The sequence below is a fragment of the Pseudarthrobacter sp. S9 genome (genome assembly GCF_050156545.1).
Taxonomy (GTDB): Bacteria; Actinomycetota; Actinomycetes; order Actinomycetales; family Micrococcaceae; genus Arthrobacter.
The window spans coordinates 1,573,182-1,593,789 of sequence record NZ_CP189576.1 but is presented as its reverse complement, the minus strand read 5'-3'; the positions used below and the strand labels follow the sequence as shown (position 1 = coordinate 1,593,789).

Annotated in this window: 18 protein-coding genes, 1 tRNA gene and 2 pseudogenes; 10 read left to right on the top strand and 11 right to left on the bottom strand. The window is 67.6% G+C overall.

The features are described from left to right. Positions 1-3: 3 nt before the first annotated feature. Positions 4-1,593: a histidine ammonia-lyase gene (gene hutH / locus ACQCSY_RS07525; protein WP_427134492.1), complete on the top strand. Its 1,590-nt coding sequence runs from the start codon at positions 4-6 to the stop codon at positions 1,591-1,593. Positions 1,594-1,744: 151 nt separating this feature from the next. Then, on the top strand, positions 1,745-1,981 hold the full coding sequence (locus ACQCSY_RS07520) for a hypothetical protein (RefSeq protein WP_427134491.1): 237 nt from the start codon (positions 1,745-1,747) through the stop codon (positions 1,979-1,981). Positions 1,982-2,234: 253 nt separating this feature from the next. Here ACQCSY_RS07520 and ACQCSY_RS07515 read toward each other — a convergent pair whose 3' ends face one another. Next, positions 2,235-2,756, bottom strand: coding sequence for a cupin domain-containing protein (locus ACQCSY_RS07515; RefSeq protein ID WP_427134490.1), 522 nt, complete (start codon positions 2,754-2,756; stop codon positions 2,235-2,237). A 70-nt stretch (positions 2,757-2,826) separates the two neighbouring features. Here ACQCSY_RS07515 and ACQCSY_RS07510 point away from each other — a divergent pair, with 70 nt between their 5' ends. The 4 genes and pseudogenes from ACQCSY_RS07510 (at position 2,827) to ACQCSY_RS07495 (ending at position 6,919) form a co-directional block, all read left to right on the top strand. Next, a complete protein-coding gene (locus tag ACQCSY_RS07510; protein WP_427134488.1) occupies positions 2,827-3,438 on the top strand; it encodes a TetR/AcrR family transcriptional regulator in 612 nt (203 codons plus the stop codon). Positions 3,439-3,566: 128 nt separating this feature from the next. Beyond that, positions 3,567-4,904: pseudogene (gene gdhA / locus ACQCSY_RS07505) on the top strand (NADP-specific glutamate dehydrogenase). 93 nt (positions 4,905-4,997) lie between these two features. Next, positions 4,998-6,725 carry a transposase gene (locus tag ACQCSY_RS07500; RefSeq protein WP_427129474.1) on the top strand — a complete coding sequence of 576 codons (1,728 nt, stop codon included), beginning with the start codon at positions 4,998-5,000 and terminating at the stop codon, positions 6,723-6,725. A gap of 26 nt (positions 6,726-6,751) precedes the next feature. Beyond that, positions 6,752-6,919, top strand: coding sequence for a hypothetical protein (locus ACQCSY_RS07495; RefSeq protein ID WP_427129472.1), 168 nt, complete (start codon positions 6,752-6,754; stop codon positions 6,917-6,919). A gap of 504 nt (positions 6,920-7,423) precedes the next feature. On the opposite strand, the gene ACQCSY_RS07490 is transcribed toward ACQCSY_RS07495, so the two are convergent. The 6 genes from ACQCSY_RS07490 to ACQCSY_RS07465 all read right to left on the bottom strand — a co-directional run bounded on the left by ACQCSY_RS07490 (position 7,424) and on the right by ACQCSY_RS07465 (position 13,606). Further along, positions 7,424-8,284 (bottom strand): phosphogluconate dehydrogenase C-terminal domain-containing protein, encoded by an 861-nt coding sequence (locus tag ACQCSY_RS07490; RefSeq protein WP_427134486.1) that lies wholly within the window; start codon positions 8,282-8,284, stop codon positions 7,424-7,426. A gap of 1 nt (position 8,285) precedes the next feature. Continuing rightward, positions 8,286-9,083 (bottom strand): sugar phosphate isomerase/epimerase family protein, encoded by a 798-nt coding sequence (locus tag ACQCSY_RS07485; protein WP_427134484.1) that lies wholly within the window; start codon positions 9,081-9,083, stop codon positions 8,286-8,288. Beyond that, positions 9,080-9,907 (bottom strand): triose-phosphate isomerase family protein, encoded by an 828-nt coding sequence (locus ACQCSY_RS07480; RefSeq protein WP_427134483.1) that lies wholly within the window; start codon positions 9,905-9,907, stop codon positions 9,080-9,082. The genes ACQCSY_RS07485 and ACQCSY_RS07480 overlap by 4 nt, the downstream gene beginning before the upstream one ends. After that, positions 9,891-10,361, bottom strand: a complete 471-nt coding sequence (locus ACQCSY_RS07475; protein WP_427134481.1) for a ribose-5-phosphate isomerase — start codon at positions 10,359-10,361, stop codon at positions 9,891-9,893. Before ACQCSY_RS07475 ends, ACQCSY_RS07480 begins: the two co-directional genes overlap by 17 nt. After that, positions 10,358-12,115 carry a dihydroxyacetone kinase family protein gene (locus tag ACQCSY_RS07470; RefSeq protein WP_427134479.1) on the bottom strand — a complete coding sequence of 586 codons (1,758 nt, stop codon included), beginning with the start codon at positions 12,113-12,115 and terminating at the stop codon, positions 10,358-10,360. The genes ACQCSY_RS07475 and ACQCSY_RS07470 overlap by 4 nt, the downstream gene beginning before the upstream one ends. A 123-nt stretch (positions 12,116-12,238) precedes the next feature. Beyond that, a complete protein-coding gene (locus tag ACQCSY_RS07465; RefSeq protein ID WP_427134477.1) occupies positions 12,239-13,606 on the bottom strand; it encodes an MFS transporter in 1,368 nt (455 codons plus the stop codon). Positions 13,607-13,856: 250 nt separating this feature from the next. Between ACQCSY_RS07465 and ACQCSY_RS07460 the strand changes: the two genes are divergently transcribed. After that, a complete protein-coding gene (locus tag ACQCSY_RS07460) occupies positions 13,857-14,600 on the top strand; it encodes a FadR/GntR family transcriptional regulator (protein WP_427134475.1) in 744 nt (247 codons plus the stop codon). A 128-nt stretch (positions 14,601-14,728) separates the two neighbouring features. After that, positions 14,729-14,860, top strand: a pseudogene (locus ACQCSY_RS07455) (DUF5605 domain-containing protein); the annotation flags it as partial. Positions 14,861-14,882: 22 nt separating this feature from the next. Here ACQCSY_RS07455 and ACQCSY_RS07450 read toward each other — a convergent pair. The 3 genes from ACQCSY_RS07450 to ACQCSY_RS07440 all read right to left on the bottom strand — a co-directional run bounded on the left by ACQCSY_RS07450 (position 14,883) and on the right by ACQCSY_RS07440 (position 17,661). After that, a tRNA-Cys gene (locus ACQCSY_RS07450) sits at positions 14,883-14,955 on the bottom strand. A gap of 114 nt (positions 14,956-15,069) precedes the next feature. Continuing rightward, positions 15,070-16,044, bottom strand: coding sequence for a formimidoylglutamase (hutG, locus tag ACQCSY_RS07445; RefSeq protein ID WP_427134473.1), 975 nt, complete (start codon positions 16,042-16,044; stop codon positions 15,070-15,072). A gap of 174 nt (positions 16,045-16,218) precedes the next feature. Next, positions 16,219-17,661, bottom strand: a complete 1,443-nt coding sequence (locus ACQCSY_RS07440; RefSeq protein WP_427134471.1) for an NCS2 family permease — start codon at positions 17,659-17,661, stop codon at positions 16,219-16,221. Between the two features lie 108 nt (positions 17,662-17,769). Between ACQCSY_RS07440 and ACQCSY_RS07435 the strand changes: the two genes are divergently transcribed. Beyond that, a complete protein-coding gene (locus ACQCSY_RS07435) occupies positions 17,770-18,411 on the top strand; it encodes a copper resistance CopC family protein (protein ID WP_427134469.1) in 642 nt (213 codons plus the stop codon). Between the two features lie 6 nt (positions 18,412-18,417). Here ACQCSY_RS07435 and ACQCSY_RS07430 read toward each other — a convergent pair whose 3' ends face one another. Then, positions 18,418-19,047, bottom strand: a complete 630-nt coding sequence (locus tag ACQCSY_RS07430) for an FAD-binding protein (RefSeq protein WP_427135732.1) — start codon at positions 19,045-19,047, stop codon at positions 18,418-18,420. A 482-nt stretch (positions 19,048-19,529) separates the two neighbouring features. Between ACQCSY_RS07430 and ACQCSY_RS07425 the strand changes: the two genes are divergently transcribed. Further along, positions 19,530-20,567, top strand: a complete 1,038-nt coding sequence (locus tag ACQCSY_RS07425) for a universal stress protein (protein ID WP_427134467.1) — start codon at positions 19,530-19,532, stop codon at positions 20,565-20,567. The last annotated feature ends 41 nt before the right edge of the window (positions 20,568-20,608 follow it).

The window sequence follows — 20,608 nt, the reverse complement described above, 5'->3', positions numbered from 1 at the left end:
ATCATGACTATCACCACCCACGCACCCACCGTCACGCTCGGCTCCAGCGGCGTCACCCCCGAGGACATTGTCGCCGTCGCGCGCCACGATGCCAAGGTGACCATTTCCCGGGAAGCCCTCGACGCCGTCGCCAAGGTGCGCGCCCACATTGACGACCTCGCCCACAGCGAGGTCCCGGCCTACGGCATCTCCACGGGCTTCGGTGCCCTCGCCAACCGGCACATCCCCAACGAACTCCGCACCCAGCTGCAGAAGTCGCTGATCCGCAGCCACGCCGCCGGCATGGGCCCGGCCGTGGAACGCGAGGTGGTCCGCGGCATCATGTTCCTGCGTGCCAAGACCCTCGCTTCCGGTCGCACCGGGGTCCGCCCCGTGGTGCTGCAGACCATGGTGGACGTGCTCAACGCCGGCATCACCCCCGTGGTCCGCGAATTCGGCTCGCTCGGCTGCTCCGGCGACCTCGCGCCGCTGTCCCACTGCGCCCTGGTCCTCATGGGTGAGGGCGAAGCCACGGGCCCGGACGGCACGCTGTATGGAACCAAGGGCGGCCGCCCCGTCGCCGAACTCCTCGCCGAACACGGGATCGCCCCCGTCACGCTGGCCGAGAAAGAGGGCCTGGCCCTCGTCAACGGCACCGAGGGCATGCTGGGCATGCTGCTGATGGCCATCGCGGACATCCGCCAGCTGCTCACGACGGCGGACATCACCGCCGCGCTCAGCGTCGAGGCGCTGCTCGGCACGGACCAGGTCTTCCTGCCCGAGCTGCACGCCGCGCTCCGGCCGCACCCGGGCCAGGCAGCGTCCGCGGACAACATGCTCCGCGTCCTGTCGAATTCGCCGATCGTGGCCTCGCACCGGATCAATGACACCAAGGTCCAGGACGCCTACTCGCTGCGCTGCGCCCCGCAGGTGGCCGGTGCCGTCCGCGACACCGTAGACCACGCCGCGCTCGTGGCCTCGCGCGAACTGGCCGCCGCGATCGACAACCCCGTGGTCCTGCCCGACGGCCGCGTCAGCTCCAACGGCAACTTCCACGGCGCCCCGGTGGCCTACGTGCTCGACTTCCTGGCCATCGCTGTCGCGGACCTGAGCTCCATCGCCGAGCGCCGCACGGACCGGATGCTGGACCCGGCCCGCTCGCACGGGCTGCCGGCCTTCCTGGCCGCGGACCCGGGTGTCGACTCCGGGCTGATGATCGCGCAGTACACGCAGGCCGGGCTGGTCTCGGACAATAAGCGGCTGGCCGTTCCGGCATCGGTGGACTCGATCCCGAGTTCGGCGATGCAGGAGGACCACGTGTCCATGGGTTGGCACGCCGCCCGCAAGCTGCGCCGCGCCGTGGAGAACCTGCGCCGCGTCCTGGCGATCGAGCTGGTGACCTCCGCCCGGGCTCTGGACATCCGCTCGCAGCTCTCCGCCGGCGAGCTAACCCCGGGCCCGGCGGGCGCGGCCGTTATCGCGGCGCTGCGCACCGTCGTCGAGGGTCCTGGCACCGACAGGTTCCTGTCGCCGGAGCTGGAGGCGGCTGACCTTCTGGTCGCGTCGGGCGAGGTCCGGGCGGCGGCCGAATCCGCCGTCGGAAATCTCGCCTGAGAAGAAACAAAATGCACTACAGCTGAACATTTTCCGGCGCCCCCGAAATACATGGCGACACGGCCACCGGGGGCCCGGAAAGTGTAGTAGAAAAGAAAGTCCACACCAATGATGTTGTGGCAACGAACATATACAAAGGGGTAAAAGTTCAATGAAAGCACGCGGGACGGTCATGTCCAGACGCCTTGCATCCGCTGCCACGGTTTCCGACTGGGGAAGCCTCAAGGCCGGCGAGCGGGTCGAAATCCTCAAGCACGCACAGGTTTTGGCAGCCGGTGAGGTGGAAGAAGTCTCGCTGAGCGGCAACGTGCTCTGGCTGGTCCCGGCTGGGCCGTCCGAGACGCAGCTCTTCCTGAAGTCCGACGGCGTGCAGGTTCGGCGCAGCTAGCCGCACCCACCCGAAAGTCCCCGTCTTCCGGGCCGGTCTCCGCATCCAGCGGGGCAGGTCCAGAGGGCGGGGACTTTCTGCGCCCGGGGGCCGGGCGTGCCGGGCTGTTCCGTGCGGCGGCCTCAACTGGACTGGCCCGGTTTTGGGCGGGCGGCGCCCGAATCGCGGGGCAACTGGCGTTGCTTCGTACGGGAAACTGGGCCAGTTCTGCAGCCTGGGCCTGACGCGGCGTGGGTCCGGGCCCGGCTCTCCATCAGCGAGGAGCAAACGGGGGCGGGCCCAGCAGCACGATGCCGCCGTTCCTGCGTGCCGATTCCTGGACCTTGGTGAAGTCCACCGGCCCCAAGTCCACGGGGCCGGCGCCGTCACCGCCGGTGGCGCCGGGGGAGAGCGGAGCGCTCGCGTCCCAGTAGAACGCCTCGCAGCACCCCGGAGTATGAAGACATAGCATCCGGGCGGACTCGGAAACCACCATGAAGGCGTGCGGGACGCCGCGGGGCGCTACAGCCAGGCCGCCGGCGCCGATCCTGTGCTCCTCCCCGTTCATGTGCATCAGGATTTCGCCTTCCAGGATGTACATGGTCTCGTCCGAATCGGGATGCGTGTGCAGCGGCGTCATCTTGCCGCCTGCCATACGGTCCTCGAACAACAGGAAAGCCCCGCCGGTCTCAGCGGCCCTGGCCTTCCAGATGTGGACTCCTCCACCGAAGAACCAGCGGCGCTCGCCCTGGCCTTCCGTGCGGATGATCGCTGCCGGGATGCTGACCGTTGCCATGGGATCGCCTCTTCGAAGAGAAACTTATGGGACGCTTGTCCCATAACAAGACTGGAGTACCATAAAGTCCATGTCAACCCCTTACCAGGACGCCGGCCGTACCGGGCAGAAGCGCCGGACCTTCGAGGCTCTGGTGGCGGCAGCCCGCGAGGCCGTAGCTGCCGGGGAGGCTCCCACCCTTGACCACGTGGCGGCCGCGGCCGGAGTCGCCCGGAGCACCGCGTACCGCTACTTCCCAAGCCAGCGCGAGCTCCTGGCCGCGGCCCATCCGGAGACTGCCCGGGAGTCGCTTCTGCCGGCCGACGCACCCGAGGAGCCCGCGGCACGGCTGGACGCCGTCGTGCTGGAGTTCGCGCGGCTGATCGTTGGCACCGAGGCCCAGCAGCGAACCATGCTGAGACTCTCCCTCGAGCGCGAGCCCGTCGATGCCTCGCTGCCGTTGCGTCAGGGCCGGGCGATCGCCTGGATCGAGGAGGCGCTGCTTCCGCTCAGGAAGCGGTTGACCGACGCCGAGGTCCGGTCCCTGGCGCTTGCCATTCGGAGCGCGATCGGCATCGAGGCCCTCGTCTGGCTCACCGACATCGGCGGCCTCACCCGGGAGCAGGCGGTTGCGTCTATGCGGTGGTCGGCCCAGGCTCTGCTGCAGCAGGCCCTGGCCGGCGGGCCGCCGTCGGGCAGCTGAGCCAGTCCGGTCGCAGGCCGCACCTGTCGCAATCCGTTCGGTTGGAACCGGGGAGCGCGCCGGTGCCACCATAACTGTTCATGGGTTGCCACGCGCCAGCAAGCGCGCCCCGAGGACAAGGAAGTTGAATGGACGCACGGCTCGAAACGATCCGCAACACGGTACTGGCACGGAATCCAGGTGAACGCGAGTTCCACCAGGCGGTGACGGAGGTGTTCGAAAGCCTGGGCCCGGTCCACGACCGCCACCCGGAATTCCTCGAAGCCGCCATCCTGGAGCGCCTCTGCGAACCGGAACGGCAGATCATTTTCCGGGTGCCGTGGACCGACGATTCCGGCCGGGTGCAGATCAACCGAGGCTTCCGGGTGGAGTTCAACTCGGCGCTGGGTCCCTACAAAGGCGGCCTTCGCTTCCACCCTTCCGTGTACCTTGGCATCGTCAAGTTCCTCGGCTTCGAACAGATCTTCAAGAACGCCCTTACCGGCATGCCTATCGGGGGCGGCAAGGGCGGCTCCGACTTCGATCCCCGCGGACGCTCGGACGGCGAAGTCATGCGGTTCTGCCAGTCGTTCATGACCGAGCTGTACCGCCACATCGGAGAGTACACCGATGTCCCGGCCGGGGATATCGGCGCCGGCGGCCGGGAAATCGGCTACCTCTTCGGCCAGTACAAGCGCATCACCAACCGCTACGAATCTGGCGTGCTCACCGGCAAGGGGATCTCCTGGGGCGGATCGCTGGTCCGGCCCGAAGCGACCGGTTACGGCACGGTGATCTTCACTCAGGAGATGCTCAAGACCCGCGGCGGCTCGTTCGACGGGTAGCGCGTGGTGGTCTCCGGTTCGGGAAATGTGGCCATCAATGCCATCGCCAAGGCCCAGTCCCTGGGTGCCACCGTGGTGGCGTGCTCCGATTCCACCGGCTACATCGTGGATGAAGCCGGGATTGACGTGGCACTGCTCCGCGAGATCAAGGAAGTGGAGCGCGGACGGCTCAAGGAGTACGCGGTCCGCCGCGCGGCCGTCGGCTATGTCGAGGGCGGCTCCGTCTGGGACGTGGACGCCACCGTCGCGCTTCCCTGCGCCACCCAGAACGAGCTCGACGGCGATGCTGCCGCCCGGCTCGTCCGCAACGGCCTGGTGGCCATCGGCGAGGGGGCCAACATGCCCTCGACGCGCGACGCCGTCGCGGTTTTCCAGGACGCCGGAGTGCTCTTCGGCCCGGGAAAGGCCGCCAACGCGGGAGGTGTTGCGACGTCGGCCCTGGAAATGCAGCAGAACGCGAGCCGCGACTCCTGGTCCTTCGAGCACACCGAACAGCGGCTCACGGAGATCATGGTGGGCATCCACGATCGCTGCGCCGCCACGGCGGACGAATACGGGGCCCCGGGCAACTACGTGCTGGGCGCGAACATCGGCGGCTTCGTCAAGGTGGCTGACGCCATGCTCGCTCTGGGGCTGATCTAGGTGGCTGGTGTTTTTCGCGTGGCGCTGACCGGGTTGCGGTGATCACTTTGGGAAAATGGTGGTGGAGTGAACCATCAAGTCCCGGAGCGGTCAATGACTTTAGGTTTGGCGCCTACACAGGGTGATCTGCTGCGCACGACAGTGTCCTTTTGTGAGGGACGAATCGGGCAGGACTCGATTTACGCCGTTCTTCATCGGGAGTGCTTCAACCTGTTCCCGGACGGGCTGTTCGGGGACCTGTTCACCGACGTGGGCCGGCGCAGCGTGCCACCTATGATCGTGGCGGTCGTGATGGTGCTGCAGCGCATCGAGGGATGCTCGGACCGGGAGGCAGTAGACCGGTTTTGCTTCGATGCACGATGGAAATACGCTGCCGGCGGGCTGGCCTTTGATTACCCGGGATTCGTGCACACGGTGCTGGTGGACATGCGGGCACGGCTGGCCGCCTCGACGCGCCCGGACCGGATCTTCGATGTGACGCTGGAAGCGGCCAAAGCCGCCGGTCTGGTGGGGCGCAAGCGGGTGCTGGATTCGACGCCGCTTTATGATGCGGTGGCCACCATGGACACCGTGACGCTGGTGCGCTCGGGCATCCGGGGCCTGCTCAAAGCCGCCGAGCCAGGGCTGGAAGCCGAACTCCGCGCCGTACTGACCCGCGATGACGACTACGCCCAGGCCGGCAAACCGGTCTGTGACTACGACGATGCCGCCGCCCGGAAGGGACTGGTGGACGCTTTGGCCAGGGACGCGATGGCGGCCCTGGCACTGCTGGAAGGCCGCGAGCCGGGGACGGCGGTCCTCGAGGCCGCATCCCTGCTGGCCACCGTGGTGGGCCAGGACCTGGACTGCCACGAGGACGGGGTGTTCCATATCGCCCGGCGGGTCGCAAAGGACCGGGTGATCTCGACCGTCGATCCGCAGGCCCGCCACGGGCACAAGACAGCGGCTCGCGGCTTCGACGGCTACAAGGGGCACCTGGCCATCGACCCGGACACCGAGATCATCACCGCGACGAAGGTCACCGCCGGCAACACCGGCGATGCGGCACCGGCGGCGGATCTGCTCGCCTCCGATCTGAACATGCCCGCACCCCCGAACGCCGGAGCCGGGGAGGCCCAGCCTGGGGAGGCCGGAGCCGGGGAGGCGGAAGGCGACAGTATTGCGCGCCCCGACGGACCAGCCACCGACGTAATCGATCGGGAGGCAGATAGTGCCGTGAACGGGACACAGGACGCCGGTGCCGGGCCCGGGCCGTTGGCTGTTTATGGTGACGCCGCCTACGGGGCGGGGGCGTTGCTGCGGGAGCTGGAGACGGCAGGGGCCGCGGTGATGGTCAAGGTCCAGCCGCCGGCGGCCGCGGGCGGGCGCTTCGCGAAGGACCGGTTCGTCATCGATACCGGCGCCGGTACGGTGACCTGTCCGGCGGAGGTATCGGTGCCCATCCGCCCGGCCAAGGCCGGTGGGGGCACCGCCGCCTTCGGCACGGCGTGTGCCACCTGTCCGCTGGCGTCTGCTTGCACCAGTGCCAGGACCGGGCGCACCATCACGATCAGCCCGTACGAGGCCGAGCTGGCCAGGGCCCGGACCACGCAGAAAGACCCGGCCTGGCGTGACGAATACCGGGCAACCCGTCCCAAGGTCGAACGCAAAATCGGGCACCTGATGCGCCGTAAACACGGCGGACGAAGAGCCAGAGTCCGCGGCCGGGACAAGGTCGCAGCAGATTTCTCCATCCTGGCAGCCGCGACCAACCTCGCACGCCTCGGCGTCCTGGGATTGAGCAAAACCACCCATTCAGGATGGGTAGTCGCCCCGGCCTGAGGCCCAGGGGCAGACCACGGGGACACATGGACGTCGCCAAGGCGCCTGTGACGGCCCTGGACGCCGCCGCTCAGCCCATGATGGGGATCCCTCGCCGGAAATCAGCGACCCAGAAGCCGGCGTTCAACTATTCCGCAGCCGGTATCCCTCTCAGCCCCGCCCCGCGCAACGCCCGTTCGACACCAGCCACCTAGCGGCGCCCGTCTGGTGTCGGAGTGTGTCGGGTGAACTGACAGGCCGGCGCGCGTTAGGTTATCCTTACCTTAGTCAGCCGAGTGGGCTGAGCGACCCACACGCGCCGGAAGACGAACCCATGCAGGGCATTCCGTTTCCCACGGACCGGAACCATCACTACCGTACGGCCTGTTCCCGACGGTGCACAGCCCTCGTGATCCGTATGCGCTGCCGGCGTACGACATCAGCGGTCAGTGCGTGTACCCGTCCCGGTATAACGCCTATCAGTCCCGCAGCTGCCCACCTACATGCTGGAGGACGAGTACGTGGTCTCCACCGGCCACGGCGAGGAACCGCCCGGGCTGCCGCTCTTTGAAATCCGCTGCATGTGCCTGCCACAGCTCAAGCCCTGAACCCGGCGCACGGCAGCTGAACCGGCTTCGACCGGAAGCTCAGACCAAAAACCGGCGGCCCGCTGCCCACACAAGGTGGGCGGCGTGCCGCCGGTGTCACGCCGAAACGGTTTAGCGCCGTACGGCATCCAGCTTGAGCATCTTGGCGATCACGCCGTCTAGCTCGGAGTCGTCGAAGATCTTCTTCCAGTCGTCCTTGATGATGGTGTCCCTGCCGTACTGGATGGCGATTTCGCAGGCCTCGGAGAACGGGTTGGACCCGCGCAGGGCGTTGGTCAGGGCGATCTGCACATGCCCGAACAGCATGGCCTTGGCGGCTTCCTCCGGGACGCCGGCGGTGTGGACGGTCTCGTGCAGGGCTTCGTTGAGCAGGGTGCCGATCATGCAGGCCACGGTCTCCACGAGGGTGGGTTCCAGGATGGCGAGCTGCTTGACCGTGACCCAGTGGACGTCGATGACTGGCGCGTAAATGGTGCGGATGGTGGCTTCGGCTGCGGCGCGGGCGGCCTCGGAAGCGGCCTCGTCGATGGCGGCAACCACGTTCTGCGGGGCGCCCTGCCCGCCGAAGGTGTCGGCCCATTCTTGCTTGGTGGTTCGCTCCAGGAACACGGAGGGGTGGCACGGGTGGGCAACGGCCTGGACGACGTCGTCGCGCTTGGCCAGCAGCCCGGCGTAGGCGGCGGCCGGGTCCAGGGTGAGCAGGATGGAGCCGGCCTTCATCCGCGGCACGACGCCTTCGGACACGATGCCCAGGACGGTGTCCGGGATGGCGAGGATCACGACGTCGGCGTCCTTGATGGCGTCCTCGGTGCTGGCGATATCACGGCCTTCGGCGCGGACGCGCTCTTGCCCGGCGGGGGAGTTCTCGCTGTAGAACACCGTGTGGCTGCTCTTCTGGAGGTTGGCGGAAACGCGCATCCCCATTTTGCCTCCGGCCCCGATGACGGCGACGGTCAATTGTTCAGCTGACATTTCACTTGCTCCTTAGGAAATCGAGGCTTTGTTGGGTCCACTGGTTTTCGAGGCGGATGGTCTCCGCCTCGGAGTCCTGCCACGGCAGCCAGTGTTCGACGATCTGGTTGATGTTTCTTTCGTTGGGCTGAAACTTTCCGGCCATGTAGTCATAGTCCAGAAGGCCTTCGCCGAGCGGCGCGCCGGAATATGTGAACCCGACCCACCCCTCCTTGCGGCTAAACGCAAAGTCCTTGATGTGCATGTTCAAGACATACGGCGCGACGGCGTCAATCACCTCACGCGGGAACTCCAGCGCTGCCACGGTGTTGGCAGGATCGCTGCAGATCCCCAGGTAGGGGCTGTCCAGGCGGCGGATGACGTCCAGGATCCGGGAAGTGGGGACCTGCTCGTAGGTTTCCACCGCGATCTTCACTCCGACTGCCTCGAACTCGGGCAGGACCTCGGTGAAAATCGCCACCGTTTCGTCCGCGGTGGGCGTGTGGCCCGGGACGTTGAACATGGTCCGCAGCAGCGGCGCCCCCAGGACCCCGGCGATGTGTAGAAATTTCCGCAGGTGTTCCGTACGGATGCCCTTGGTGCCCAGCTCCAGGGCTACGCCCAGGGAATCAGCGGTGGCGTGGACGGCTTCGAGTTCCTGGTCCGTCATGGATTCCAGCGGGGTGTAGTCGCAGATCTGGAAGAGCTTCACGCCCAGAGCCGCGGTCCGCTCCAGCGTCTGGTGGATGCTGAGCGGCTCGGCGACCTTGTCCGAAAGCTGCCAGAAGAACGCGTAGCTGCTCAGGCCGATCCTGCTCATGCGTGCACCCCGGTTCCGGCCAGGAGCTCAATCCGTGCGCCGGTCTCGTCCAGGATGGTCTTGAGCGCGTTCGGATCATGGGCGAAACGGCCCAGGAACAGGCCAGCGACGGCGGAGTCCAGCTGGCCGATCAGGCCGGGTCCGGCGCTGCCGCCGTAGATGACCCTGCTGTGCGCCTGCCCAGGCAGGGTGCGCAGGTGCGCGTCCAGTCCGGTGACGACGGCGCTGATGTATTCCGGCGTGGCCGGTGCTGCTGCGCCGATGGCCCACTGCGGCTCGTAGGCCACGATGGTCCGTCCCGCCTGGCCGAGGCTTTCAGCCCGGTTCAGGACGGCTTCGATTTCGCGGATGCAGTGCCTGACGGCGTCGGCGGCCGTTCCGCGGACGGGTTCCCCGACGCACAGGACAGGGGTCAATCCGTTGCGGTACGCGGCGGCGGTCTTGAACCCGATCACGTCGTCGTCCTCGCCGAAGATGCGGCGCCTCTCGGCATGGCCTACTTCCGCGTACTGGCCGCCGACCTCGGCGATGATCTTTCCGCCAACTTCGCCGGTAAGGGCGCCCTCGTCCTCCCAGAAGATGTCCTGGGCGCCGGCGGCTGCCCCTGCATGGCGCAGGATCTGTGCCGCTTCGGCGAGCACAGGGTGGGCCGGCAGGGCGAACAGCTCGATGTCACCGCTGCGGACCGCCGGATGTGCCGACGCGATCGTGGCCACTTCCCGGCACCATTCGAGCGTGCGCCCGTAGCCGAAGTACATCTTGAGGCTGACGCCGATGATGGCCTTGGATGCCCTGCCGGTGGCGGGCTTAACAGGAAGTGACACCCTCATAGTCCTTAATCAGCGTGACTTTTTCGGCGGAGGCGGACGCTTCGTCGAACGTGTAGGTCAGCCATTCCCGGGCGAGCCGGCGGGCCAGTTCCAGCCCGACGACGCGCTGGCCGAAGGTGAGGACCTGGGCGTTGTTGCTCAGGACGGAGCGTTCCACGGAGAAGCTGTCGTGGGCGGTGACAGCGCGGACGCCGGGAACCTTGTTGGCCGCGATGGCCACTCCCAGTCCGGTTCCGCAGACCAACAGGGCGCGGTCTGCGTTGCCGGCGGCGATGAGCTCTGCGGCGGCGATGGCCACGGACGGGTAGGGGGTGTGGCTGGTGGCATCCACTCCGACGTCCTGGACGGATTCGACCAGCTCGCTGGCCTCCAGGTCAGCCTTGAGGGCTTCCTTATATTCGAACCCGGCGTCGTCGGCTCCGATGACGAGGCGCAGTTTGGCGCTCATGCTTTCTCCTTAACCAGGGTGTTGTGAATTGCTCGGACGATCAGGGCCATGGACACCGCTCCGGCATCAGGGGTGCCCAGACTCTTCTCGGCATGCGGGCGTGCGCGGCCCAAGAGAGGCAGCAGCCGGGCGGTGTCTTCAGCAGCCTGCTCGGCCACCCCGGCGGCCGTTCCCCAGGCACCATCGAGGGACAGCCCGTCCGCCACGCCGGCCGCGAGGGCGTCGCGGAACGGGACCAGGACGTCAACCAGCGTTTTGTCGCCCGGCTTGGCCTTGCCGAATTCCATGATGGCCGCGGCGGCCTGGGCCACCCCGGAGGCGACGGCTCCCGCGTCGGGGGCGCCGGAATCACTCAGGGCGTCCCCGACAGCCCGGAGGGCCATGCCCCACAGCGCACCTGAGGTTCCGCCGGCCTTGTCGGCCCAGGCGTCACCGGCGATGTGCAGGGTGGTGGCCGCTCCGGCGCCGCGGGCGACGGCATCGGTGGCGGCGTCGACGGCGGCACGGACGCCGCGTTCCATGCCGATGCCGTGGTCGCCGTCCCCGGCGATGGCATCGATCCGGCCGAGTTCATCGGCGTTGGCGTCCACTACGGCCTTCGCGGCGCCGAGCGCGGCCAGGACCCGGACGGCACCGGCGCGGGATTCCGCGGTGGCGACCGGGATGGACAGTTCGACGTCGGCGAGCTCGCTGCCGTCGCCGGCCTCCAGGGCTGCCGCGGTGACGGCGCCGCGGCGGAACGCCGGCGCGTCGGCGGGGGCCTTCCAGAGGGATTCGAGTTCGCCGTCGAGCCAGAACAGGGTCAGTGAGGTGCCGGCCATGTCGAAGCTGGTGACGAGCTCGCCCACTTGCGGGTCGACGGCCTCGAGGCCGGCGTCGGCGAGGAGCTGGGCCACGCGGCGGTAGACCACAAAGAGTTCCTCGTACTTGACGCTGCCCAGGCCGTTGAGGATGGGGACCACGCGGCGGCGCGTGCTGTCCCCGGCACCGGGGGAGGGAGCGCCGTCGCGGTCTTCCGGGATCTCGGTGAGCAGCCTGGCGACGAGGAGCCCGGCGAGCTGGTCCGCCGTCGGGATGTCCGTCTCGCCGATGCCGGGCTCGCCGTGGATGCCCATGCCCACAGCCATGCGGCCGTGAGGGACGGAGAAGAGCGGATGGTCGGCGCCGGGGAGGGTGCAGCCGGTGAAGGCGACGCCGAACGAGCGGGTGCGGTCGTTGGCGCGCTCAGCGATCTCCACCGTCTGATCCATGGAGTAGCCGGCTTCGGCGGCCGCGGCGGCCACCTTGAAGACGGTGAGGTCCCCGGCGATGCCCCGGCGCTTGGCCCGTTCGGTCAGCGGTGCGGAAGAGACGTCGTCGGTGACCGCGATGCTGCGGCAGTCGATTCCCTGGGCGCGGAGCCGTTCCTGGGCCTGGCTGAAGTGCAGGACATCGCCGGCGTAGTTGCCGTATCCCAGCAGGACGCCGGCTCCGTTGTTGGCCGCCTTGGCCACGTTGTAGACCTGCTGTGCCGAGGGGGAGGCGAAGAGGTTGCCCATGGCGGCGCCGTGGGCGAGGCCCTGGCCCACCAGGCCCGCGAAGGCCGGGTAGTGGCCGGAGCCGCCGCCGATCACGAGCGCCACCGTGTCCGGGGTGCTCTGCGTGTTGCGGACCACGCCGCCGGAGACGCGCTTTACCCAGCGGCCGTGGGAGGCGACAAAGCCCTCGATCATTTCGTCAGCGAAGGCTGCAGGTTCATTGAACAGGCGGGTCATGCGGAACTCCTGGACCTATCTAAAGGGAAGTCGTGATTCGGGGTGTGCGGGGCGCCGCGTCGGTGGCGGCGGGCGGGTTGGTGCGAGGGCGTCCTCGGATGAGGAGGACGCCCCCCTGGTCTGTCAGGCCTGGCTGTGGTGGCCGGCCCCTGCTTCGTCCAGGGCCCCTGCGGGGACTCCCTCGCTAACCTTGCCGGAGCGGCTCAGCAACATCATGAGGATGGCGGAGAGGAGCATAAAGCCGCCGACGACGAACATCGGTACGGTGTAGCCGCCGGTCCAGTCCTTGAGCCAGCCCGTGACGTAGCCGGCGCTGAAGCCGGCCAGGTTGCCCACGGTGTTGATCAGGGCGATGCCGGCTGCGGCTGCCGCACCGGTGAGGAACTGGGTGGGCACGGTCCAGAAGTTGGGCAACGCGGCGAATATGGACATGGCCGTGATGGTGATGACGGCGATGGTGGCGGCCGGTGAGCCGGCGAAGAGTGCCAGCGGGATGCTGACGGCGCCGGTCAGGGCAGGAAGCGCGATGTGCCATGTCTTGACGCCGCGCTTGGTGGCGTCCTTAGACCAGAAGTACAAGGCAAAGGCTGCAGGCAGGTAGGGGATCGCGGTGATGAGGCCCTTCTGAAGGACATCGAACTTGGTCCCGTAGAGCCCTTCAAAGCCGGCGATGATGGTGGGCAGGAAGAAGCCGAGCGCGTACAGGCCGTAGATGAAGCCGAAGTAGATAGCGGACAGCATCCAGACGCGGCCGTTGCCGAAGACGGTGCGGACGCTGACGTGCTTGTTGCTGGCAGCGGTTTCCTTCTTTTCCTTCTCCAGAGCGCCGGTCAGCCAGGTCTTCTCATCGGCTGTCAGCCATTTGGCCTTCGCCGGGGAATCAGCCAGGTAAAACCAGGCGGCAACACCGATCACGATGGCGGGGATGGCAACGCCGAAGAACATGAAGCGCCAGCCTTCAAGGCCGAAGAACAAGCCGTGCTGCTGGATGAGGGCGCCGGCGAGCGGGGCTCCGATGACGGTGGTCAGCGGCTGGGCCAGGTAGAACAGGGCCAGGATCTTGCTGCGGTGCCGGGACGGGACCCAGAGGCTCAGGAAGAGGATGGCGCCGGGGAAGAAGCCCGCCTCGGCCACGCCGAGGATGAAGCGCAGGATGTAGAGGTGTTCCACTCCACCCACCCAGGTGAAGAGCAGGGAGACGATGCCCCAGCTGACCATGATGCGGGCGAGCCAGCGGCGGGCGCCGAACTTGTGCAGCGCCAGGTTGCTGGGAACCTCGAGCAGGATGTAGCCGATGAAGAAAACGCCGGACGCGAAACCGAACTGCGCTGCCGACAGGCCAAGGTCCGAGTTCATGCCATTGGGACCGGCGAAGGAGATGGCAGTCCGGTCCAGGTAATTGATGAAGAACATCAGGGCGACGAACGGCACCAGCCGGATCGCCACTTTCCTGATTGCAGATTTTTCGACCACCGATTGTGTGGTGTCCACATTGACTCCTAGATGTTGGTGTCCCGGGCTTCCTGCACTGGAGGCGCTGGGTTTGTCTCAGTGCCTTTGCCAGTGGGGCCGGCTACGGCTAAAGCGTGTGATTTCAACCATAGGACTGAATTTCAAATTGGTCAACCGGTTGACGTCTGACATTTCCGCTCGGCAGGAGTCCGACGGCGGCGATCCCGGCGGTGGGAACCTGCTCGGGCTCCTGCCCCGCAATTGGTCAGCCGGTTGCTAGGCTTTGACTGTGTCCACGAACTCCGCCGCGTCGACGGCCAAGATCAGCGCCGCACTCGGCTCCCTGGGCCAGGGATCCGTGGTGTCTGAAGTCGCTGAACGCCTTCTGGCCTACTTCACCAGCGGCGACATTGCCGTTGGAACCCGGCTGCCCGCGGAGCGCCAGCTCGCTGCATCCCTCGGCGTGGGACGATCCGCTGTGCGCGAGGCCCTGGCGGCACTGGAGATCCTGGGCATCGTGATTGTCCGGCCCGGATCCGGGACCTACCTGCGTGACGGCATCTCCGAGCTCCTCCCGCGCACCCTGAGCTGGGGCCTGATGCTTGGGGCACCCAGGACGCGGGAACTGGTGGAGCTGCGCAGCGGCCTGGAAGTCCAAGCCGCACAGCTTGCTGCCGGCCGGATCACCGACGAGGCCCTCGGCCGCATGCGGGCAAGCCTGAGCACGATGGGCGACAACCTCGAGGACCTGGCAGCCTTCGTCGAGGCGGACGCCGCATTCCACCGCGAAATCGCCGTGAGCTCCGGAAACCAAGTCCTGCAGGAGCTGCTCCAGAGCATCCGCTCCCTGCTCCGCATCTGGGTGGACCGCGCCCTCACCGATGAAGGCCATGCCGCGGCCGCTTTCAAGGAGCACAGTGAGATCTTCGCGGCGCTCGCGGCGCGGGACGCCTCGGCGGTCACACTGACCATGCGCTCGCACATGGAGACCGCGTCCCGGCGGCTGCTGGACGGATTCGACGCCGCGCAGTAATTTTGTGGGCGGCTGTCTGGCATTCTTGTATTGGCCAACCGGTTGACTTGTAGTGTCCCGTGATTCCATGATCGGATACCGCCTGAGTCACAGGACCACCTTTTTCATGGTGCCGGCCGGCCGGCAGGCGCTACGAGGTGGATTTGATCGACACGTGGAACATGACGGTGGAGACGCACCCGGAATCCGTTGAAGGGCGCTTCAGCCTTGAGCTGCCCGGGAGGCAGTTCATGGCGGTGCGGCTGCGCGCCGTCACGTAGGCGTTGCGCGGTCAGCAACTGAGACGTGGTGGCGGGATTCGAACCCGCGTGCGCTGATTTGCAGGCAGATCCCTGGCCCCTCGGGCAGACCACGTGAAACGAGACTAGGCACGCCCGCAGAGGGTCTCCAAGAAAGTTTCCCCAGCTTGTCCAAGGTTGCGGAAGGTGACGGCGGGTTGCCCCGGGTGACGGGAATGAGTCGCCCGCGGCTACCCCAGCAGCGTATTGACCAGCCGCGCGGCCACCTTCGCGGTGCGGCCGTCGACGTCGAACTCCGGGTTCAGCTCCGCCACGTCCAGGTGCAGCAGCTTTCCGCTCGCGGCCACCTGACGGCACACGGCGCTGATGACCGGCAGCGGGACACCGAACCCGGCCGGCGCGCTCACCCCGGGCGCCACCGATGCCGGCAGCACGTCCAGGTCGATGGTCAGGTAGAGCGCGTCCACCTGCGCCAGGAACGCCGCCACGAACGCGTGGGCGGCCTCCGCCGAGCAGTCCTCGTCCAGCAGGTAGTCCACGCCCAGGTCCTCGGCGGTGCGGAACAGCGCCCGGGTGTTGTTCGGCTCGGATATTCCGACGACGGCGTACCGCAGTTCGCGGCCGGCGGCGGCTTCCGCGCGGGCCATCTGCAGGAACGGCGTGCCGGAGCTGGGCACGGGTTCATCGCGGAGGTCGAAGTGGGCGTCCAGGTTCAGCACACCCACACGCAGGCCCTCGCGGACCGCGGCCGAACCGGCCACACCCAGATAGCTGGCGAAGGCGGTCTCGTGCCCGCCGCCGAGCACCACGGGCAGCTGGCCGGCGTCGAGCAGCCTGGTGATGGCCAGCCCCGCGCGCGCCTGGCCGGCCTCCAGGGACTGCCCAGCGACGGTGACGTCGCCGGCGTCGTGCACGTCCCGGGCGAGGTGGAAGGCGAGGGGCCCGAGCGCGGCGCGGATGGCGGCGGGGGCGGCCGCGGCACCCGTGCGGCCCTTGTTGCGGCGCACGCCCTCATCGCTGCCGAAGCCGAGGATGACGGCGGGACGCGTGCGGTACGTGGCCGGGGCCGGGACCGTCCTCGGGGCGGCATGCGGAACGTAGGAGGTGACGGACTGCCACCAGCGCCGGTGTTCGGCGCCCTCGCCGTCGAACCGCCCGGTCCAGGGCTGCGGCGGGACGTCGACGGAGGGTGCAGGAGAAACCATGGTCCTAGCTCACCGCAGCCGGCGCCCGAAAACCAGCCGCGCCGCCGTCGGACTGTCCGGAATCCCGGAATCCTCCCTTCAAACGGGAGAAACGCCGCCGAGGTGAGACTTCGCGCCCATGCTGTCGAGAAACATGGGCGTCAAGTCTCACCTCGGCGGAAGGAAAGACCGGGGCTAGCGGATCCCGAGGGCGGCCTCGATGGTGCCGATTCCGAAGAACAGCAGGAACGCCGCCGCGACCGCCCACATGAGCGGGTGGACGTCGCGGGCGCGGCCCTGGAAGGTGCGGATCAGGACGAAGGCAATGAAGCCGGCGCCCAGGCCGTTGGCGATGGAGTACGTGAACGGCATCAGGGTGAAGGTCAGGAAGGCGGGGATCGCGATGCCCCAGTCCTGCCAGTCGATCTTGCCGACCTGGGACACCATCATGAAGCCGACGACGACGAGGGCCGGGGCGACGGCCTCGAACGGAACCAGGTTGATTAGCGGTGTGAAGAACATGGCGACGAGGAATAGCAGGCCCGTAACGATCGAGGCCACGCCGGTCCGTGCGCCTTCGCCGATGCCGGCGCCCGATTCCACGTAGATCTGGTTGGAGGAGACCGAAGCGCCGCCGCCGACGATGGCACCCATGGCGTCGACCAGCAGCACCCGGTCAACGTTGGGGATGTTGCCGTCCTTGTCGATCGTGCCGGCCTCGGTGGCCAGGCCCACCATGGTGCCCATGGCGTCGAAGAAGAAACTCAACAGGATCACGAAGGCCAGCAGGGTCGCGGCGACTACGCCCAGGTGTTCAAACCCGCCGAACGGGTTGGCCTTGCCGATCAGGGATAGGTCCGGGGCCGCCCATTCGGTGAACTTGGGCGCCACGAGGGACCAGCCCTGCGGGTTGTGGTTCTTGCCGTCGAAGCTCGGGCCGATGTGCAGCGTGAATTCCAGGATCACGGACAGGATCGTGGAGCTGACGATCCCGATCAGGATGGCTCCCCTGACCTTGCGGACCACGAGGGCGATGGTCAGGATCAGGCCGAAGACGAACACAAGGGTGGGCCAGCCCAGGAGCTTGCCGTCCGAGCCCAGGCCGACCGGGACGGTGGTGCCGGCGACGTCCGGGATGCGGCGCACGAAGCCAGCGTTGACCAGCCCGACCAGGGCAATGAACAGGCCGATGCCGACGACGATCGCGGTCTTCAGGCCGTCCGGAACGGCCTTGAACACGGCGGTCCGGAACCCGGTGAGGACCAGGATTAGCATGGTGACGCCGGAAAGGACCACGAGGCCCATCATGTCCGGCCAGTTCAGGCCGGGGTTGGTGGCCACCGAGACGGCGACGAAGGCGTTGACGCCCAGCCCGGTTGCCATCGCGAACGGGTGCTTGGCCCAGGCCCCCATGAGGATCGTCAGGATGCCGGCCACGAAGGCGGTGACGGCGGCAACGGCAGGGAAACCAAGCGTGGCGCCGGAGGAATCGGGACCGGAGAGGATCAGCGGGTTCAGCACCACGATGTAGCTCATGGCGAAGAACGTGGCGAAGCCGCCCCGGATCTCGCGCGAAAAGTTCGACCCCCGCTCGGAAATCTTGAAATACCGGTCGAGTGCAGAGCCCTGCTTGAGCATTGGTCCTCCGGGAGATGTGGGTGTTGCTTGAATCCTATGGGGCGCTGCCCCGGCAGACGGGCGTTTTCGCCTAGTCTGTAAGGAAACCAACACAAGGAGTATTCCCCCATGCGCCTCATCCGACAGCTTCTGAGCGCCCTGCTGGGGGTCGTGGTCCTCGCCGCCGTCCTGCTTGGCGGAGTCGGGCCGGCGTCCGCGCACGATGCCGCTGAATCAACCAGCCCGGCCTCCGGCGCCACCCTCGCAGCAGCGCCGGAGAAGGTCTCGGTCACGTTCAGCAGGAATCCGCTGGCGCTCGGCTCGCAGATCCTGGTGACCGACGCCGGGGGGACCAACTGGGCCGACGGCGCGGTGGAGATCGTGGACAACGTCGCTTCGCAGAAGCTTAGGTCCGGAGCCCCGGCGGGGCTGTACACCGTCGCGTGGCGCGTCGCCAGTTCCGATGGGCACCCCATCGAGGGCACCTTCACCTTCACCGTCACGGCAGGGGCAGGGGCAGGGGCAGGGGTAGCGGGCTCGACGGCGGCGGCTGTCCCCACGCTGGGCACCGCCCAGCCGGGCACCACCGCCGCGCCGGAGAAGGCACCGAACGCCTCCGAACCGTTTCCCTGGAGCCTGGTTATCTTCGTCGGCACGGCCGTGGGTATCCTGGTGGCCCTGGGCCTGATGACGCAGAGGCGCCTCACCCCGGCTGGCGACGAGCAGCCCGGGACCGAAGCCACGCGCAGTGAGCGCGAAAGCGAAGATTAAGGCCGCTCAGGCGGGCGCAGCCAAGGCGAAGCCGCTGGCCAGGACGGCAGGAAAACCGTCCGGGTGGACCTTGGTGAAAATTGCGTGACCCACCACTTTCGCCTGCCGCAGGACTTCCTTGGGCGTGGGGGTGATAAGTTCGCCCACGCCCACGAGGTACATCCCGATGGCGTGCATCGCCGCCATCAGATTCTGCCCCGCGGCCACGCCCAGCTCGGAGAGCATGCGGCGCAGCTGGCTGTGGGCGCAGCGGGTCAGCACGAGGTGATCCGCCAGGAGGACTCCGCCCGGGGTGCGGACGGCCCACTGCTGCGTGGGGGAACCGGGAACACCGGCGTCGAGGTGGTCCAGCTGCAGGGCCCGGACGTTGTTGCGGATGTCCAGTTTGTGGCTTGCGGCATAGTTCCGCAGGTGCCGCAGGATTTCGTTGCGCTCCTTAAGGCTGGCGGCGTCCGCGGCGTCACAGCGTTGGAGTGAGGAGGTGTTGGCCGGGTGCCCGGCGCCCAGCAGGTCGAGACCGTCCACGATGATGGAGGACACCCCGCGGCGCTGCAGTTCGCTGGCGACGGCCAGCCCGGAGAGCCCCGTGCCGATGACTACGGCGGTGGTCCGCTCAATCCCGCCGTACACAGGCATGCTCGACACTGCAGGGTACCTCCTCGAATGGTGCCGGTTACGGGGTAAACACCCCGAACGCGTTCCGTGGCCCGGTCCTCACGCTAGCTCCCTCAGAGGGTTGCGGTCTGAAACACGGGTCCCGTTTCAGCAATGCCTCGAAGACTACCCAAGATTCCGTGCCGTGGATAGAGCCCGCCAGGCATTTGGCTGGGCGGGGGATTCTCCGTGTTCCCGCGCCCGCGGAGAGCCGAAAACCCCTGCGTCCCGCGCCGCTGGACGCCGTGTTACTCGGCGGTTAACTCTGCGTAAAACCTTCGCCATCTGACCGCCCGAGGCCTCCCTGGCGCCAGCTTGCTTGTTGGTAGATAACCGAGAATAGTGAGGAAAATCAGGGGTTCTTGCGTGCAGTTTCCGGGGCGCGATGCCGGTGGACGCTGCACGCTGACACTTCTGGCAGAATAGCCGCAACATCATGCAAGAATCGCGAGGAGGCGGACCCCATGGGCCGTGAACAGGTGCAACCGGACCCGGCAGGGGAGACCGGCGGCGAGTCGGCGCCTCCTCGGGGGATCGTGGTCGGCGTGGATGGCTCGGACCACAGCCACTGCGCCTTGGTGTGGGCCGCCCGCGAGGCCGAACGCCGGCAGCGTCCGCTGCACATCGTGACGGCCTATTCGGTTCCGATCTTCGCCGCCTCAGGGCTCGACGGCGGCTACGCCACGGTGGACGATTCCGTGATCCGTGAAGGCGCCGAGGCAATCCTCAAGCAGGCCCTGGCCAAGGTCGCCGGCTACAACATCGACGTCGACGCCTCCGTTGAGAACGGGGACGCGTCCGGGGTGCTGCTGGAAATGACCGAGACCGCGGAACTCCTGGTGTTCGGCACCCGCGGCCGGGGCGGCTTCGTTGGCCGGTTGCTCGGCTCCGTCAGCAGCGCACTGCCGGCACACGCAAAGTGCCCCACCGTCACCGTGCCCCTGATCTGCGCCGACCGCCTGGGTGAAACCACCGATGACAAGCACGTCCTCGCCGAGCGGGCGAAGTCCGGCCGCCAGCCCGTCGAGAACGTCGTGGTGGTGGGCGTGGACGGCTCCGAACAGGCCCGCGTGGCGGTACTGGAGGCGGCGGCGCAGGCCGAGCGCCTCTCGGCCCCGCTGCGGGTGGTGTGCGCCGTACCCCAGTACAGCGGTTCGCTGGCGTGGGTGCCCGCGCCGATGGACTGTGAAGCCCTCTTCGCCGATATCAAGGTCCAGCTCGACGCCGGAATGGCATGGCTGAAGAGCCACTTCCCCCGCCTGACCGTGGAGACGCAGCTCGTGGACGGCTCTCCCGTCGACATCCTCGTCGAGGCCAGCCGGCACGTGGAACTGCTGGTCGTCGGAACCCGCGGGCGCGGCGGATTCGCCGGAATGCTGCTGGGATCCACGTCCGACGGCGTCCTCCACCACGCCAAGGGCCCTGTCATGGTGGTCCCCGACCGCGATGACCCGAGGCTGGCGGACAGGCCGAGCTTCGGCCCCATGCTTGGCGACTCCTAGCGTTCAGGATTTCTTTTTCGACGCTGGAAGGAAGGTCGGCC

Bases quoted from the DNA above. Each gene is read 5' to 3' on its own strand.
- ACQCSY_RS07425 (WP_427134467.1), top strand. From the start codon at position 19,530: ATGGGCCGTGAACAGGTGCAACCGGACCCGGCAGGGGAGACCGGCGGC.
- hutH (WP_427134492.1), top strand. From the start codon at position 4: ATGACTATCACCACCCACGCACCCACCGTCACGCTCGGCTCCAGCGGC.
- ACQCSY_RS07475 (WP_427134481.1), bottom strand. From the start codon at position 10,361: ATGAGCGCCAAACTGCGCCTCGTCATCGGAGCCGACGACGCCGGGTTC.
- ACQCSY_RS07520 (WP_427134491.1), top strand. From the start codon at position 1,745: ATGAAAGCACGCGGGACGGTCATGTCCAGACGCCTTGCATCCGCTGCC.
- ACQCSY_RS07485 (WP_427134484.1), bottom strand. From the start codon at position 9,083: ATGAGCAGGATCGGCCTGAGCAGCTACGCGTTCTTCTGGCAGCTTTCG.
- ACQCSY_RS07500 (WP_427129474.1), top strand. From the start codon at position 4,998: ATGACTTTAGGTTTGGCGCCTACACAGGGTGATCTGCTGCGCACGACA.
- ACQCSY_RS07435 (WP_427134469.1), top strand. From the start codon at position 17,770: ATGCGCCTCATCCGACAGCTTCTGAGCGCCCTGCTGGGGGTCGTGGTC.
- ACQCSY_RS07510 (WP_427134488.1), top strand. From the start codon at position 2,827: ATGTCAACCCCTTACCAGGACGCCGGCCGTACCGGGCAGAAGCGCCGG.
- hutG (WP_427134473.1), bottom strand. From the start codon at position 16,044: ATGGTTTCTCCTGCACCCTCCGTCGACGTCCCGCCGCAGCCCTGGACC.
- ACQCSY_RS07440 (WP_427134471.1), bottom strand. From the start codon at position 17,661: ATGCTCAAGCAGGGCTCTGCACTCGACCGGTATTTCAAGATTTCCGAG.
- ACQCSY_RS07495 (WP_427129472.1), top strand. From the start codon at position 6,752: ATGGACGTCGCCAAGGCGCCTGTGACGGCCCTGGACGCCGCCGCTCAG.
- ACQCSY_RS07515 (WP_427134490.1), bottom strand. From the start codon at position 2,756: ATGGCAACGGTCAGCATCCCGGCAGCGATCATCCGCACGGAAGGCCAG.
- ACQCSY_RS07430 (WP_427135732.1), bottom strand. From the start codon at position 19,047: ATGCCTGTGTACGGCGGGATTGAGCGGACCACCGCCGTAGTCATCGGC.
- ACQCSY_RS07490 (WP_427134486.1), bottom strand. From the start codon at position 8,284: ATGTCAGCTGAACAATTGACCGTCGCCGTCATCGGGGCCGGAGGCAAA.
- ACQCSY_RS07470 (WP_427134479.1), bottom strand. From the start codon at position 12,115: ATGACCCGCCTGTTCAATGAACCTGCAGCCTTCGCTGACGAAATGATC.